The organism is Polaromonas sp. P1_F9, assembly GCF_056405615.1.
On record NZ_JBFUBT010000001.1, the window covers coordinates 1,007,855 to 1,020,841 of the forward strand.

The 12,987-nt window shown below is 63.2% G+C and carries 13 protein-coding genes; 7 read left to right on the forward strand and 6 right to left on the reverse strand.

Annotation, left to right across the window (positions count from 1 at the left end; genetic code table 11):
- The first annotated feature begins 98 nt into the window (after positions 1-98).
- The gene (locus AC1DYR_RS04740) at positions 99-434 is read left to right on the forward strand and encodes a DMT family transporter (protein WP_477647828.1); all 336 of its coding nucleotides are present in this window, start codon (positions 99-101) and stop codon (positions 432-434) included.
- 25 nt (positions 435-459) lie between these two features.
- On the opposite strand, the gene AC1DYR_RS04745 is transcribed toward AC1DYR_RS04740, so the two are convergent.
- Positions 460-1,440 carry a tripartite tricarboxylate transporter substrate binding protein gene (locus AC1DYR_RS04745; protein ID WP_477704050.1) on the reverse strand — a complete coding sequence of 327 codons (981 nt, stop codon included), beginning with the start codon at positions 1,438-1,440 and terminating at the stop codon, positions 460-462.
- 79 nt (positions 1,441-1,519) lie between these two features.
- Entirely contained in the window at positions 1,520-2,608 is a 1,089-nt protein-coding gene (locus AC1DYR_RS04750; RefSeq protein WP_477704051.1) for a tartrate dehydrogenase, read from the reverse strand.
- A gap of 101 nt (positions 2,609-2,709) precedes the next feature.
- Here AC1DYR_RS04750 and AC1DYR_RS04755 point away from each other — a divergent pair, with 101 nt between their 5' ends.
- On the forward strand, positions 2,710-3,645 hold the full coding sequence (locus AC1DYR_RS04755) for a LysR family transcriptional regulator (RefSeq protein ID WP_477704052.1): 936 nt from the start codon (positions 2,710-2,712) through the stop codon (positions 3,643-3,645).
- Positions 3,646-3,657: 12 nt separating this feature from the next.
- On the opposite strand, the gene AC1DYR_RS04760 is transcribed toward AC1DYR_RS04755, so the two are convergent.
- Both AC1DYR_RS04760 and xdhC read right to left on the reverse strand, forming a co-directional pair.
- On the reverse strand, positions 3,658-4,887 hold the full coding sequence (locus tag AC1DYR_RS04760) for a urate hydroxylase PuuD (protein ID WP_477704053.1): 1,230 nt from the start codon (positions 4,885-4,887) through the stop codon (positions 3,658-3,660).
- A gap of 200 nt (positions 4,888-5,087) precedes the next feature.
- Positions 5,088-5,924 (reverse strand): xanthine dehydrogenase accessory protein XdhC, encoded by an 837-nt coding sequence (gene xdhC, locus AC1DYR_RS04765; RefSeq protein ID WP_477704054.1) that lies wholly within the window; start codon positions 5,922-5,924, stop codon positions 5,088-5,090.
- A 170-nt stretch (positions 5,925-6,094) separates the two neighbouring features.
- Between xdhC and AC1DYR_RS04770 the strand changes: the two genes are divergently transcribed.
- Positions 6,095-6,610, forward strand: coding sequence for a hypothetical protein (locus tag AC1DYR_RS04770; protein ID WP_477704055.1), 516 nt, complete (start codon positions 6,095-6,097; stop codon positions 6,608-6,610).
- A gap of 159 nt (positions 6,611-6,769) precedes the next feature.
- Here the strand turns inward: AC1DYR_RS04770 and AC1DYR_RS04775 are convergent, their stop codons facing one another.
- Together AC1DYR_RS04775 and uraH are read right to left on the reverse strand one after the other, a co-directional pair.
- Positions 6,770-7,819: a tripartite tricarboxylate transporter substrate binding protein gene (locus AC1DYR_RS04775; protein WP_477647821.1), complete on the reverse strand. Its 1,050-nt coding sequence runs from the start codon at positions 7,817-7,819 to the stop codon at positions 6,770-6,772.
- A gap of 84 nt (positions 7,820-7,903) precedes the next feature.
- Positions 7,904-8,257 (reverse strand): hydroxyisourate hydrolase, encoded by a 354-nt coding sequence (gene uraH, locus AC1DYR_RS04780; RefSeq protein WP_457279822.1) that lies wholly within the window; start codon positions 8,255-8,257, stop codon positions 7,904-7,906.
- Between the two features lie 80 nt (positions 8,258-8,337).
- On the opposite strand from uraH, the gene AC1DYR_RS04785 reads away from it, so the two are divergent.
- Genes AC1DYR_RS04785 through AC1DYR_RS04800 form a run of 4 tightly spaced genes read left to right on the forward strand, consistent with a single transcriptional unit; the run spans position 8,338 to position 12,987 of the window.
- Complete coding sequence (locus AC1DYR_RS04785; RefSeq protein ID WP_477704056.1) at positions 8,338-9,003, forward strand: GntR family transcriptional regulator; 666 nt, start codon at positions 8,338-8,340, stop codon at positions 9,001-9,003.
- 8 nt (positions 9,004-9,011) lie between these two features.
- Positions 9,012-9,947, forward strand: coding sequence for an allantoinase PuuE (gene puuE, locus AC1DYR_RS04790; RefSeq protein ID WP_477704057.1), 936 nt, complete (start codon positions 9,012-9,014; stop codon positions 9,945-9,947).
- Positions 9,948-9,949: 2 nt separating this feature from the next.
- Positions 9,950-11,725, forward strand: coding sequence for a 2-oxo-4-hydroxy-4-carboxy-5-ureidoimidazoline decarboxylase (gene uraD / locus AC1DYR_RS04795; RefSeq protein ID WP_477704058.1), 1,776 nt, complete (start codon positions 9,950-9,952; stop codon positions 11,723-11,725).
- Positions 11,722-12,987 carry a M20 family metallopeptidase gene (locus AC1DYR_RS04800; RefSeq protein WP_477704059.1) on the forward strand — a complete coding sequence of 422 codons (1,266 nt, stop codon included), beginning with the start codon at positions 11,722-11,724 and terminating at the stop codon, positions 12,985-12,987. The genes uraD and AC1DYR_RS04800 overlap by 4 nt, the downstream gene beginning before the upstream one ends.

Below are 12,987 nucleotides of genomic sequence, written 5' to 3' on the forward strand. Positions count from 1 at the left end.
CGGGCAGTAACCCGGCAGCGCGGGAGGCTTTGGGATTTCGCCGGAAAGGCAGCTTCCTAGAATGAGCCATCATCCACCGAAGCAGAAAGAAAAGCCTCATGAACGCTTACCTGGCCCTGGGCATTGCCATCGTTGCCGAAGTCATCGCCACCACAGCGCTCAAGTCCAGCGACAGCTTCACGCGCCTGGTGCCTTCGCTGATCAGCATCGCGGGTTATGGCACCGCGCTGTATCTCCTCACGGTGACGATGAAGTCCATCCCCACCGGTGTGACCTACGCAATCTGGTCGGGCCTGGGCATTGTGCTGATCAGCATCACCAGCTTCTTCGTTCACCAGCAGAAGATTGACCTCTGGGGCATGGTGGGCATGGCGCTCATCATTGCCGGCGTGGTGGTGTTGAACCTTCTTTCCAGCACCACCAGCCTCCACTGAGGCCCCGCTCCTGCTGCCCCGGGAGCTACTTTTTCCCCAGGCCCAGGCGCTTGGCACCTTCGGTGTAGATACGGATGCGCTCCTTCATGAAGCCGTCCATCTGGTCCAGGCCCACGTTGACGAGTTCAAAGCCGTTTTTGGCGGCGAGTTCCTTCATCTCCGGGTCGTTGTTCAGCACGGCCCACATGTCGGACAAGCGCCTGCGCGCTTCCAGCGGGGTTGATTTGGGCACGCCAATGCCGCGGTAGGCGCCGTCCACCCAGTCCACACCAAGCTCCCTGAAGGTGGGCACATCGGGCATCATCGGGTGGCGCTTTTCCATGGCGACTGCCAGCGGCCGCACCCTGCCCTTGTTGCCGATGGCAAACGGCGTATAGGTCATCGCACCGTCAACCTGCGAGCCGATCACGGCCATCGTCATGTCGCCCGTCCCCTTGTAGGGCACATAGGTGCTCTTGACGCCGAAAGCCGCGTTGAGCCGCGCATGCGCCGCATGGTTGGCAGAGTTCAGCCCCGAGCCGCCCAGGTTCAGTTTGCCGGGGTCTTTTTTGGCTGCGGCGATGAAGTCTGCAAACGTTTTGATCGGGCTTTTCTCGGGCACCACCAGCACGTCGGGGGTGTAGTGAAACCAGAACACCGGCACGATGTCGGCAGTCTTGTACTGCACCTCGCCCTCGATGGGCTGGAACACGATGTGCGGCAGGTTGATGCCCACCACATTGAAGCCGTCGCCCGGCAGGCTGTTCATCTGGCCCCACATCAGGCCGCCGCCGGCGCCCGCCTTGTACTGGATGATGGTGTCGACGGCCGGGCATTTTTTCTTGAGCACGACCTGCTGGTGGCGCGCCGACAGGTCCGACTCACCACCCGGTGGAAAGGCCTGCCAGTACAGCACGTTCCTGTCTGGGCACACCACACCCGCTGCGGGCACAGCGGGCTGCGCGATGGCGACGGGCATCGCGGCCATGCAGAAAATGCCCATCCACTTTTTCACTTCAACTTTCATGGTGTGTCTCCTGAATGTTTCTGAAGCGGAAAACTCGCCGATGCCCCTGGCGTGACTGCACCGGCATTCACCGAGAAATTCAAGCGGCCTGCAGCTGCCGCTGCCTGCCGACCTCGGCACAGACAGCTTCGGTGACATGCGCCGTCGTAGCGCTGCCGCCCAGGTCGCGCGTGTGCAGCGCAGCAGTGGCGGTCGCCTTTTCGATTGCGGCCATCAACACCGCGGCTGCACCGGTTTCGCCCAGGTGCTCCAGCAGCATGACACAACTCCAGAAAGTGCCAATAGGATTCGCCAGGCCTTTTCCCATGATGTCAAAGGCCGAGCCGTGAATCGGCTCAAACATGCTCGGATAGCGGCGCTCGGGGTCGATGTTGCCGGTCGGTGCAATGCCCAGGCTGCCGGCCAGCGCGGCCGCCAGGTCGCTCAGGATATCGGCATGCAGGTTGGTGGCGACCACGGTGTCGAGCGATGCGGGGCGATTGACCATGCGCGCGGTGCAGGCGTCGACCAGTTCCTTGTCCCAGGTCACGTCCGGAAATTCCCGGCTGATCTGCAGCGCGATCTCGTCCCACATCACCATGGCATGGCGCTGGGCGTTGGACTTGGTAACCACGGTCAGCAGCTTGCGCGGGCGCGACTGGGCGAGCCTGAAGGCAAAGCGCATGATGCGCTCGACGCCGGCGCGGGTCATCATCGACACATCGGTGGCCACTTCGATCGGATGGCCCTGGTGGGCGCGCCCGCCTACGCCTGAGTACTCGCCTTCGGAGTTCTCGCGCACGATCACCCAGTTGAGTTGCTCCGGTGTGCAGCGCTTGAGCGGCGCGTCGATGCCGGGCAGGATGCGTGTGGGCCGTACATTGGCGTACTGGTCAAAGCCCTGGCAGATTTTGAGGCGCAAGCCCCAGAGCGTGATGTGGTCGGGAATGTGCGGGTCGCCGGCCGAGCCGAACAGGATGGCGTCTTTGTCGCGCAGCGCGTCCAGGCCATCCTCCGGCATCATCATGCCGTGCCGGCGGAAGTAGTCGCCGCCCCAATCGAAAGCACTGAAGCTGAAGGCGAAATTCTTTTGCGCGGCGGCCAGGGCCTGCAGCACCTGCTGGCCGGCCGGTATGACTTCCTTGCCGATGCCGTCGCCGGGGATGCAGGCGATCTTGTAGGTCTTCATGTTGATTCCTCTGTTTTCTCGGTTGTGATCTGTTCACTGTAGCGATTGGCGCAGACAATAAAACCCCCTAAAGTAAGATTACTGTTAACCACAGGTTACGAATGAATCCAGTCAACACAGCCCCCTCGGAGATGGCTTTTTTCAGCCTGCTGGCGCGTTACGGCAGCCTGTCGGCCACGGCGCGCGAGCTCGGCGTCAGCACGGCAGCCATCAGCAAGCGGCTGACGCAGATGGAGGCCAGGCTGGGGGTGCAGTTGCTGAGCCGCACCACGCGGCGCGCCAGCCTCACGCAGGAAGGCGAGATTTACCTCACACACGCACGCCGCATCCTCGCCGACATTGACGACATGGAGCAGCAGGTGTCCAGTGCCGTGGCGGCGCCCAAGGGCCTGCTGCGCGTGAACGCCACCATAGGCTTCGGCCGCAACCATGTGGCGCCGCTGATCTCGCGTTTCGTGAAAGCCCATCCCGAAGTAGAAGTGCAGTTGCAGCTCACGGTCAACCCGCCGCCCCTGACTGAAGACGCCTTCGATGTTTGTGTCCGTTTCGGTGAACCGCCGGACGCCCGCGTGATTGCGCGGCTGATCGCACCGAATCGCCGCCTGCTCTGCGCCTCACCGGCCTATCTGGCCCGCCATGGCACGCCCAGGGTGCCGCATGACCTGGCGCAGCACAACTGCATCGGCATACGCCAGGGTGACGAGGCCTACGGTATGTGGCGCCTGGCGTCCGGCAAGCACACGCAGGCCATCAAGGTGCACGGCAACCTCAGCACCAGCGACGGCGAGATTGCGGTGAACTGGGCGCTCGACGGCCACGGCATTTTGATGCGCGCCGAATGGGACATCGCCAAATACCTGCGCAGCGGCCGGCTGGTTCAGGTGCTGGAGAACTACCGCACACCGGCAGCCGACATCCATGCGGTGTACCCGGCCCGTCACCAGCATTCGGTGCGGGTCAGGGCTTTTGTGGGTTTCCTGGCCCAGCATTTCAGCAAGCCGTCCACACGCGCCGCAGGGCTGGCGGGCAACTGGTAAGGCTTGCCCGACTTATTCGGTTTTGGCGCCTGCATCGAACCACTGCCTGATCACCTGCCGCTCGGCCTCGGTGATTCCCGTGGCATTGTTCATGGGCATCAGCCGCGTGACCACCGCCTGCTGGTAGACCTGCGTCGCGTGACGCGCCAATGCTTCGGGCGAATCGAGCCGCACGTTTTTCATCTGCACCTGCGCGCCGTGGCACAGGTAGCAGCGCTGGGCCATGATGGCCTGCACTTTTTGAAAGCTGCTTTGGTCTGCAGCGCCCATTGGTTGTGCGCCACCAGCTACTGAATTGATAGCACCCACAGCAGCAGGAGGTTTCATCCAGACGATCACGACGGCGATGACAGCCACGCCCACCAGCGCATACGGCAACGGGTGCCGGTTGCGGCCCAGCTTGTAGCCGTGGCGCAGCACAAAAAACTGGCGGATGGCGGCGCCGGCCAGCATCATCAGGATCAGCACCAGCCAGTTTTGCGGATGGCTCCAGGTGAAGCTGTAGTGGTTGCTGAGCATGGCGAACAGCACCGGCAGCGTGAAGTAGGTGTTGTGCACGCTGCGTTGTTTGCCGCGCTGGCCGTGCACCGCATCGACCGGCTCGCCGGCCTTGATGGCGGCCACGACCTTGCGCTGGCCGGGGATGATCCAGAAGAACACATTGGCACTCATGGCGGTGGCCATCATGGCGCCTACCAGCAAGAAGGCCGCGCGCCCGGCAAACCAGTGGCAGGCCAGCCAGGAGGCAGCGCACACCAGCACCGCGACCAACGCGCCGACGATGGCGTCTCCGTTTTTCCGTTTTCCGAAAATCTGGCAGATGCCGTCGTACAGCATCCAGAAAATGACAAAGAAGGACAGCGCCACCGCACCGGCCGCGCCGGGCGACCAGTTCATCAGCGATTTGTCGACAAGGTAGGTGCCGGCGTTCCACAAATAGGAGATCGTGAACAGCGCAAAGCCCGACAGCCAGGTGCTGTAGCTTTCCCAGTAAAACCAGTGCAGGTGCGCCGGCAGTTGCGGCGGCTTGACAGCGAATTTGACGGGGTGGTAAAAACCGCCGCCGTGCACGGCCCAGAGCTCGCCGCTTACGCCCTGCTTTTTGAGGTCTTCATCCTCGGGCGGCGTGAGGCTGCTGTCGAGAAAGACAAAATAAAACGAGGAACCCACCCAGGCGATGGCGGTGATGACATGGACCCAGCGCAGCAGCAGGTTGGCCCAGTCGAGAAGGTAGTTTTCCATATCTCTCAACCTATGCAGCACGCGAGGGCGCTGCCTTGTGCAACCTGCTCACCACTGCGGGCGCTGTAAGCAGAAACAAGGCCGCGAACAAAAGAAGCTGGCGCTAACTTGATTTAGCCCCGGCTTCCCGGCTCCGCTGCGGCCTGACGCGCCAAGTTTATAGAGTTTGGCTTCAGCTCCGAAAAATTTCTGCGCCGCGCTCAAACCGCGTTGATGGTTTGCAACAGCTGGGCCGCTACCGCAACAGCGATGACTTCTGGCTCCTTGCCGGTAATGCCGGGCACGCCGATGGGGCACGTCACTTGCGCCAGCTCGCCCGCGGCGAAGCCCCGAGCTTCCAGGCGGTGGCGGAATGCCGCCCATTTGGTTTTGCTGCCGATCAAGCCGATGTAGGGTAAATCGGATTTCTCGCGCTGGCGCAGCAGGCAGGCGGCCACGATGTCCAGGTCTTCCGCATGGCTGAAACTCATGATGAGCACGCGGGACTGCGGCGCCAGGCCAGGCACGGCGGCTTGTACGGGATCGGAATGTTCGGCCACCACGCGCGGCGGTACGCTGGCAGGAAACACCCCGTCGCGGCTGTCTATCCAGCTGAGTGAAAACGGCAAAGGGGCGAGCACCCGCACCAGCGCGTGGCCGACGTGGCCGCCGCCGAACAGCGCCACCGGCGTCAATGCAGCCTGGCCCAGCCGCAAGGTCAGCGCTGGTGTGTCGCTCGCGCTGACGCATTCAAAGCGCAATGCCACCACGCCGCCGCAGCACTGGCCCAGCGACGAGCCCAGCGCTACGCGCAGCGTTGTCGCCTGACGCCCGGCAGCGTCACCCGCGAGCAGCGTACGCGCCCTGGTGATGGCATCGTATTCCAGGTGGCCGCCGCCTATCGTGCCCACCAGCGCATCGGGAAAAACCGCCATCCAGGTTCCCGCCTCGCGAGGCACCGAGCCCTGCGCCTCTGCCACCTCCACCAGCACCGCCTGCGCCGAGGCCAGGCGGGCCAAAAACTCCTCGAGTTGCAGACTGGAGACACTGGAAACCATTGGTGACGACTTGGCGGTTGGAGGATAGAAATATTGGGCAAAATGCCTTGACCGCCACCTTAGCACCACCCTGGCGCCGGGCAGCTCCCGGGCATGATGACAGGTATATCAGGAATCCAATGAGCCGGCCGCTCAAAAAGCCGGCAAAGGCAAGCACGATGAGACAAGACATGTCCGACTCCACACCGCGCCGCTTCTGGCTGGTGGCCCTGCTTTCAGCAGCAGCTGCCGCCGTCGTCAGTGCCTGCAAGACCGCGCCGGAACCTGCACCCACCACAACACCCAAAGCCCCAGACCCCTCTCCGGTGATCGGGCCGATCGCCGGCCCGCAAGGCTCGGCCAGAAGCTCAGGGGCGGCCACGCCGCGTGCCTATCGGGAAGACGGCGCCACGCATATCTACGGCCTCAATTCCGACCGTATCTACAAAGGCCGCATGCCGCCGCTGCTGTATGCCGTGGGTGTGCTGAATGTGGAAATCGACCGGGTCGGCCGCGTCACCCGCCTGGACTGGATGCGTGCGCCCCGCCATGCGCCCGAAGTGATGGCGGAGATCGAGCGCACCATCCGGCAGGCGTCCCCCTTCCCGGCACCTACGCGCATGGGCAAGGTGGTCTACACCGACACCTGGCTTTGGCACAAGAGCGGCAAATTTCAGCTGGATACATTGACCGAGGGTCAGGACTAGAACTCGCCCGCAAAGGCAGGAGCGCGAGACAAAGGCAATGCGAAGCGAGCCGGCCAGGCCAGCATGAGCCGCGGGACTGGCTTTGCCAGACCGCAGGCGGGCGGCCCCCTCGGGGGGCAGGAAGCTACACGAAGTGAGCGACCGTGGGGGCCCTACTCCTCACTCTATTTTGAGGTTCTGCGTTTTAACGACGTTGCGCCAGGCGCGGTAGTCGGCTTCTATAAAGTGGCCGAGCAATGCGGGTGAGCCGGGTGCGGCTTCCACGGCGTCGGCCTTGAACCGCGCCACCACCTCGGGCAAAGCCACGACCTTGTTGATGGCAGCGTTCAGTGCGTTGACGATGGCGGGCGGTGTGCCGGTGGGGGCCATCAACGCAAAGTAGTTGACCACATCAATGCCTGCCAGGCCGGCTTCCGTCATGCTGGGCACGTCGGGCAAGGCACTTGAGCGTTTGGCACTCGTTACGGCCAAAGGCTTGATGCTGCCGTTTTTGATGAAAGGCAGCAGGGCCGGGATGGTGCCCGTGATCAGCTGGATCTGGCCGCCGATCATGTCCATGGTGGCGGGCGCCACACCGCGGTAAGGAATGTGCGTGATGAAGGTGCCGGTACGGGCCTTCAGCAACTCAAGCACGAGGTGGTTGACACCGCCCGCCCCGGCCGAGCCGTAGTTCAGCGCCCCGGGCTTTTGCCGGGCCAGCGTGACCAGTTCTTTCATGGTGTTCGCCGGCAGCTTGGTGTTGGCAGCCCAGACCAGTGGGCCGCTGGCGATCATGCCCACCGGCGTGAACTGGCGCAGCGGGTCGTAATTGGCGCTGGGCAGGGAGGCAGCCACCGTGGTGAAGGGTGAAGCCACCAGCAGCAGCGTGTAGCCGTCGGCCGGGGACTGCGCCACATACTGCGTGCCGATGGCACCCGAGGCGCCCGCACGGTTGTCCACCACAAAGGAGGCATTCATGGTCTCGCCGAGTTTTTGCGCAATCAGCCGCGCCATGGCATCGGTGCCGGCGCCGGGGGCAAAAGGCACGACGATCTTGACGGCACGCTCAGGATAGATGCCGGCGGGAACGGATGCGGCCGAGGCCGGTGAGCCGGCAGAACCCGCTGAAGGGCCTTGTGCCAATACGGCTGGAGCCACGAGGCTGGCGGCGGTGCCTGCGGACAGCAGCAGGGCCTGGCGGCGGCTCAGGGTCATTGGCTTGACATTCATGGAGGAGGAAGAAAGTTGCACAAACCGCTGATTGTCGCCGCCCCGGATGACGGCGCCATGACACGGGTCTGGCCTGGCACCCGCTCAGCTGCCGCGGTAGGTGGAATAACTCCAGGGGCTGACCAGCAGGGGCACGTGGTAATGCAGGCCCGGATCAGCCACACCGAAGTCCAGCGTCACCTCGTCCAGGAAAGCCGGCTCAGGCAGTTTCACGCCGCGCGCCTTGAAGTAGGCAGCCACCTCGAACACGAGCCGGTAGGTGCCGGCTTTCAGATTAGCGCTGTCGTATAGCAGTCCATCGGGATTGCGCCCATCTTCATTGAGGATGAAGTGCTTCACCAGCGTCGCCTGGCCCGCATGGGTGGTGTAGAGCGACGCCTTCATGCCGCCTGCCGGCGTGCCGTGCATGGTGTCCAGTACATGTGTGCTCAAGCCCATGGCAGTCCTTGAAGATTGTTTTTCAATTTCGGTTTACCAAAAGTGTATACACTTTTCAGCATTCCGGCTATTATCGACTGATGGAATCGTCAACCACCCACACCATCGTCGAAGCCCTGACCAAGGCCATTGTGGAGCACAGGCTGCACCCGGGCACGAAGCTTGCCGAGCAAAAACTGGCCGACCATTTCGGCGTCTCGCGCACGCTGGTGCGGCAGGCATTGTTCCAGCTCTCGCAAAACCGCCTGATTCGCCTCGAACCGGCGCGCGGTGCTTTCGTGGCTGCACCGTCCGTGATGGAAGCGCGGCAGGTGTTTGCCGTGCGCCGCATGCTCGAAGCCGAAATGACGCGGGCCTTTGTGCGCGAAGTCACCCCCGCCAAAATCAAGGCGCTGAAAGAACACGTCGCTCGGGAAAAGTCGGCGGTCGACCTCGGGGACGTGTCCAGCCGGACCGAATTGTTGGGCGACTTTCATGTGCGCATGGCCGAGCTCATGGGCAACGAGGTATTGGCGCAGATGCTTGGCGAGCTGACCTCGCGTTGCGCCCTCATCACCCTGATGTACCAGACCGCCACCGCCGCCGAACACTCCAACGACGAGCACGCCGAAATCGTCAGGGCGCTGGCCGCCAGGAACGAAGCGCTGGCCGTGCGCCTCATGAATGACCACCTGCTGCATGTCGAGAAGAGCCTCTCCTTTGACCGCAAGGTACCGACGAACGATATTTCCATGGCACTGTCATGAGTACTGATATGAACACTGGCTACCCTAGAGATTTGGTCGGCTACGGCCGCAACCCGCCACAAGCCAACTGGCCGGGGCGGGCACGCATCGCCGTGCAGTTCGTCCTCAACTATGAAGAAGGCGGCGAAAACTCGGTGCTGCACGGCGACGCCGGCTCCGAACAGTTTTTGTCCGAGATGGCCAATCCACCCAGCTTTGCCGACCGGCACCTCAGCATGGAAGGCATCTACGAATACGGCTCACGCGTGGGCGTGTGGCGCATCCTGCGCGAGTTTGAAAAGCGCAAACTACCGCTCACGGTGTTCGGCGTGGGCATGGCGCTGCAGCGCCACCCCGAAGTCGCCGCGGCCTTCACTGAACTCGGCCACGAGATCGCCTGTCACGGCTGGCGCTGGATCAACTACCAGCAGATCGACGAAGCCACCGAGCGCGAACACATGCGCCTGGGCCTGGACGCGATTGAAAAGCTCACCGGCACGCGCCCGCTGGGCTGGTACACCGGCCGCGACAGCCCCAATACGCGCCGGCTGGTGGCCGACGACGGCCGGCTCGAATACGACAGCGACTACTATGGCGACGACCTGCCTTTCTGGACCGAGGTAAAGCGCACCGACGGCCAGGTCGTGCCGCGCCTGGTGGTGCCCTACACGCTGGACACCAACGACATGCGCTTTGCACTGCCGCAAGGTTTCTCGCAGGCCGACGATTTTTTCATCTACTTGCGCGACAGCTTTGACGCGCTCTATGCCGAAGGCAGTGCGTCGCCCAAGATGCTGAGCATCGGCATGCACTGCCGCCTGCTGGGTCGTCCGGGCCGCATTGTGGCGCTGCAGCGTTTTCTGGACCATGTGCAAAAGCATGAGCGTGTCTGGGTCTGCCGCCGCATCGATATTGCGCGGCACTGGCAGGCCAACCATCCCTACATGCCCCGGCAGGAAAGCTGAACATGGCCATCTCGCTTGAACAAGTCAATGCCGTACCGCGCGCAGAAGCGCTGCAACTGCTCGACGGCCTCTACGAGCACTCCCCCTGGATTGCCGAAAAGGCGCTGGACGCACGCCCTTTCCAGTCACTCGCCCACCTGAAGCACACCATGGCGCAAGTACTGCGCGAGGCCGGCAGGGACGCGCAGGTCAAGCTCATCCAGGCCCACCCCGAACTGGCCGGCAAAGCCATGGTCTGCAAAAGCCTTACGGCGGAATCAACCAATGAGCAAGGCAAGGCCGGCCTCACGGACTGCACGCCAGAAGAATTCGCCATCCTGCAAAAGCTCAATGCCGACTACAACGCGAAGTTCGGCTTTCCTTTCATCCTGGCGGTGCGCGGCCCGCGCGGTGACGGCCTCAGCAAGCAACAGATCATTGAGACCTTCACACGCCGCCTGCAGAACCACCCTGACTTCGAGCTGCAGGAAAACTTGCGCAATATTCACCGCGTGGTCGAGCTGCGGCTCAACGACAAGTTTTCTGCCACGCCCGCGCTGGGCAACGACGTGTGGGACTGGCAGGAAACGATGTCGCAGTACAGCGACCCGGGCTACCTTGAAAAAGGCCAGCTTACGGTGACCTACCTCACCGATGCGCACCGTGCCTGCGCGGCTTTCATCAGCAACACCATGCGTGAATGCGGCTTTGACGAGGTGAAGATCGACCCGGTCGGCAACGTGGTGGGGATCTACAAGGCCGCCTCCCCTAACGCCAAGACCCTGCTCACCGGCAGCCATTACGACACCGTGCGCAACGGTGGCAAATATGACGGCCGGCTCGGGATTTTTGTGCCCATGGCCTGCGTGCGCGAACTGCACCGCCAGGGCAAGCGCCTGCCCTTCAACTTTGAAGTCGTCGGCTTTTCCGAAGAAGAAGGCCAGCGCTACAAAGCCACCTTTTTGGGTTCAGGCGCGCTGATCGGCGACTTCAAGCCCGAGTGGCTGGAGCAGAAAGACGCTGACGGCATCACCATGCGCGAGGCCATGCACAACGCTGGCCTCAAGCCCGAAGACATCACGAAGATCAAACGTGACGCGGACAACTACCTCGGCTTTATCGAGGTGCACATCGAGCAGGGCCCGGTCCTCAACGAGCTCGACCTGCCGCTGGGCATCGTCACCTCCATCAACGGCAATGTGCGCTACCTGTGTGAGATCACCGGCATGGCCAGCCACGCCGGGACTACGCCCATGACCCGCCGCCGTGACGCCGCAGCGGCCGCGGCCGAACTGCTGCTGTACGTGGAACGGCGCGCGGCGCAAGACGGTAATTCCGTCGGCACGGTCGGCATGCTGCAGGTACCCAACGGCTCCATCAACGTGGTGCCCGGGCGCTGCCTCTTTTCGCTCGACCTGCGCGCGCCCATCGATGCGCAGCGCGACGCGCTGGTGGCCGACGTGCTGGCCGAGCTCAAAAGCATCTGCGAGCGCCGCGGTGTGCACTTCACGACCGAATTGACCGAGCGCGCCGCCGCTGCCCCCAGCGCACCTGCCTGGCAGCAGCGCTGGGAAGCCGCGGTGCAGAGCCTGGGCGTGCCCCTCTATCGCATGCCCAGCGGCGCAGGCCACGACGCGATGAAGCTGCACAAGGTAATGCCGCAAGCCATGCTCTTTGTGCGCGGCCAGAACTCGGGCATCAGCCACAACCCGCTGGAAAGCACCACCAGCGACGACATCGAACTTGCGATCCAGGCCCTGGCGCATCTGCTCACTAATCTCTCTCCTGAACAACAATGACCCTCACTACAGATTACGCCCGGCTTGACAGCTGGATCGATGCCCATTTCGACGAAGAAACAGCATTCCTGCAGCAGCTCATTCGCGTGCCCACCGACACGCCACCGGGCAATAACGCGCCGCATGCCGAGCGCACGGCGGAGCTCATCAAGGCCTTCGGTTTTGACGCTGAGAAACACCCCGTGCCGGAGGCTGAAGTGCGCGGCTACGGCATGGAGTCGATCACCAACCTGATCGTGCGCCGCAAGTACGGAGGTAGCGGCGAAGGAGAAGGCGAAGGTAAAACCATTGCCCTGAACGCCCACGGCGACGTGGTGCCGCCCGGCGAAGGCTGGACCAAAGATCCCTATGGCGGCGAGATTGAAGGCGGCAAGATTTATGGCCGCGCATCGGCCGTCAGCAAATGCGATTTCGCCAGCTTCACCTTTGCGGTACGCGCGCTGGAGTCGCTGGGCGCGCCGCTCAAGGGCGCTATCGAACTGCACTTCACCTACGACGAAGAATTCGGCGGCGAAATGGGCCCGGGCTGGCTGCTCAAAAAGGGCCTGACAAAACCCGACCTGCTGATCGCGGCGGGTTTCTCATACGAAGTCGTCACCGCGCACAACGGCTGCCTGCAGATGGAAGTCACGGTGCACGGCAAGATGGCGCACGCCGCCATTCCCGACACCGGCATCGACGCCTTGCAGGGCGCGGTGCACATCCTCAATGCGCTCTATGCACAGAACGCGCTCTACCAGCAGGTCACGTCCAAGGTTGAAGGCATCCAGCACCCTTACCTCAACGTGGGCCGCATCGAAGGCGGCACCAACACCAACGTCGTGCCCGGCAAGGTGATGTTCAAGCTGGACCGCCGCATGATCCCCGAGGAGAACCCTGCCGAGGTCGAGGCCAACATCCGCAAAGTGATTGCCGACGCGGCTGCCGGCTACAAGGGCATCTCGGTCGACATCAAGCGCCTGCTGCTGGCCAACTCGATGCGGCCGCTGGCGGGCAACAAGCCTTTGGTGGAGGCCATCCAGAAGCACGGCGAGGCGCTCTTCGGCCAGGCCATCCCGGCCATGGGCACGCCGCTTTACACCGATGTGCGCCTGTACGCCGAAGCCGGAATTCCCGGCGTGATCTATGGCGCCGGGCCGCGCACCGTGCTGGAGTCCCACGCCAAACGGGCCGACGAGCGCCTGGAACTCGAAGACCTGCGCCGCGCCACCAAGGTGATAGCGCGGACGCTACTCGATCTGCTGCTGCCCGGCCCGGGCTGA

Coding starts and splice junctions, on each gene's coding strand:
- AC1DYR_RS04740 (WP_477647828.1), top strand. CDS start 99: ATGAACGCTTACCTGGCCCTGGGCATTGCCATCGTTGCCGAAGTCATC.
- AC1DYR_RS04745 (WP_477704050.1), bottom strand. CDS start 1,440: ATGAAAGTTGAAGTGAAAAAGTGGATGGGCATTTTCTGCATGGCCGCG.
- AC1DYR_RS04750 (WP_477704051.1), bottom strand. CDS start 2,608: ATGAAGACCTACAAGATCGCCTGCATCCCCGGCGACGGCATCGGCAAG.
- AC1DYR_RS04755 (WP_477704052.1), top strand. CDS start 2,710: ATGAATCCAGTCAACACAGCCCCCTCGGAGATGGCTTTTTTCAGCCTG.
- AC1DYR_RS04760 (WP_477704053.1), bottom strand. CDS start 4,887: ATGGAAAACTACCTTCTCGACTGGGCCAACCTGCTGCTGCGCTGGGTC.
- xdhC (WP_477704054.1), bottom strand. CDS start 5,924: ATGGTTTCCAGTGTCTCCAGTCTGCAACTCGAGGAGTTTTTGGCCCGC.
- AC1DYR_RS04770 (WP_477704055.1), top strand. CDS start 6,095: ATGTCCGACTCCACACCGCGCCGCTTCTGGCTGGTGGCCCTGCTTTCA.
- AC1DYR_RS04775 (WP_477647821.1), bottom strand. CDS start 7,819: ATGAATGTCAAGCCAATGACCCTGAGCCGCCGCCAGGCCCTGCTGCTG.
- uraH (WP_457279822.1), bottom strand. CDS start 8,257: ATGGGCTTGAGCACACATGTACTGGACACCATGCACGGCACGCCGGCA.
- AC1DYR_RS04785 (WP_477704056.1), top strand. CDS start 8,338: ATGGAATCGTCAACCACCCACACCATCGTCGAAGCCCTGACCAAGGCC.
- puuE (WP_477704057.1), top strand. CDS start 9,012: ATGAACACTGGCTACCCTAGAGATTTGGTCGGCTACGGCCGCAACCCG.
- uraD (WP_477704058.1), top strand. CDS start 9,950: ATGGCCATCTCGCTTGAACAAGTCAATGCCGTACCGCGCGCAGAAGCG.
- AC1DYR_RS04800 (WP_477704059.1), top strand. CDS start 11,722: ATGACCCTCACTACAGATTACGCCCGGCTTGACAGCTGGATCGATGCC.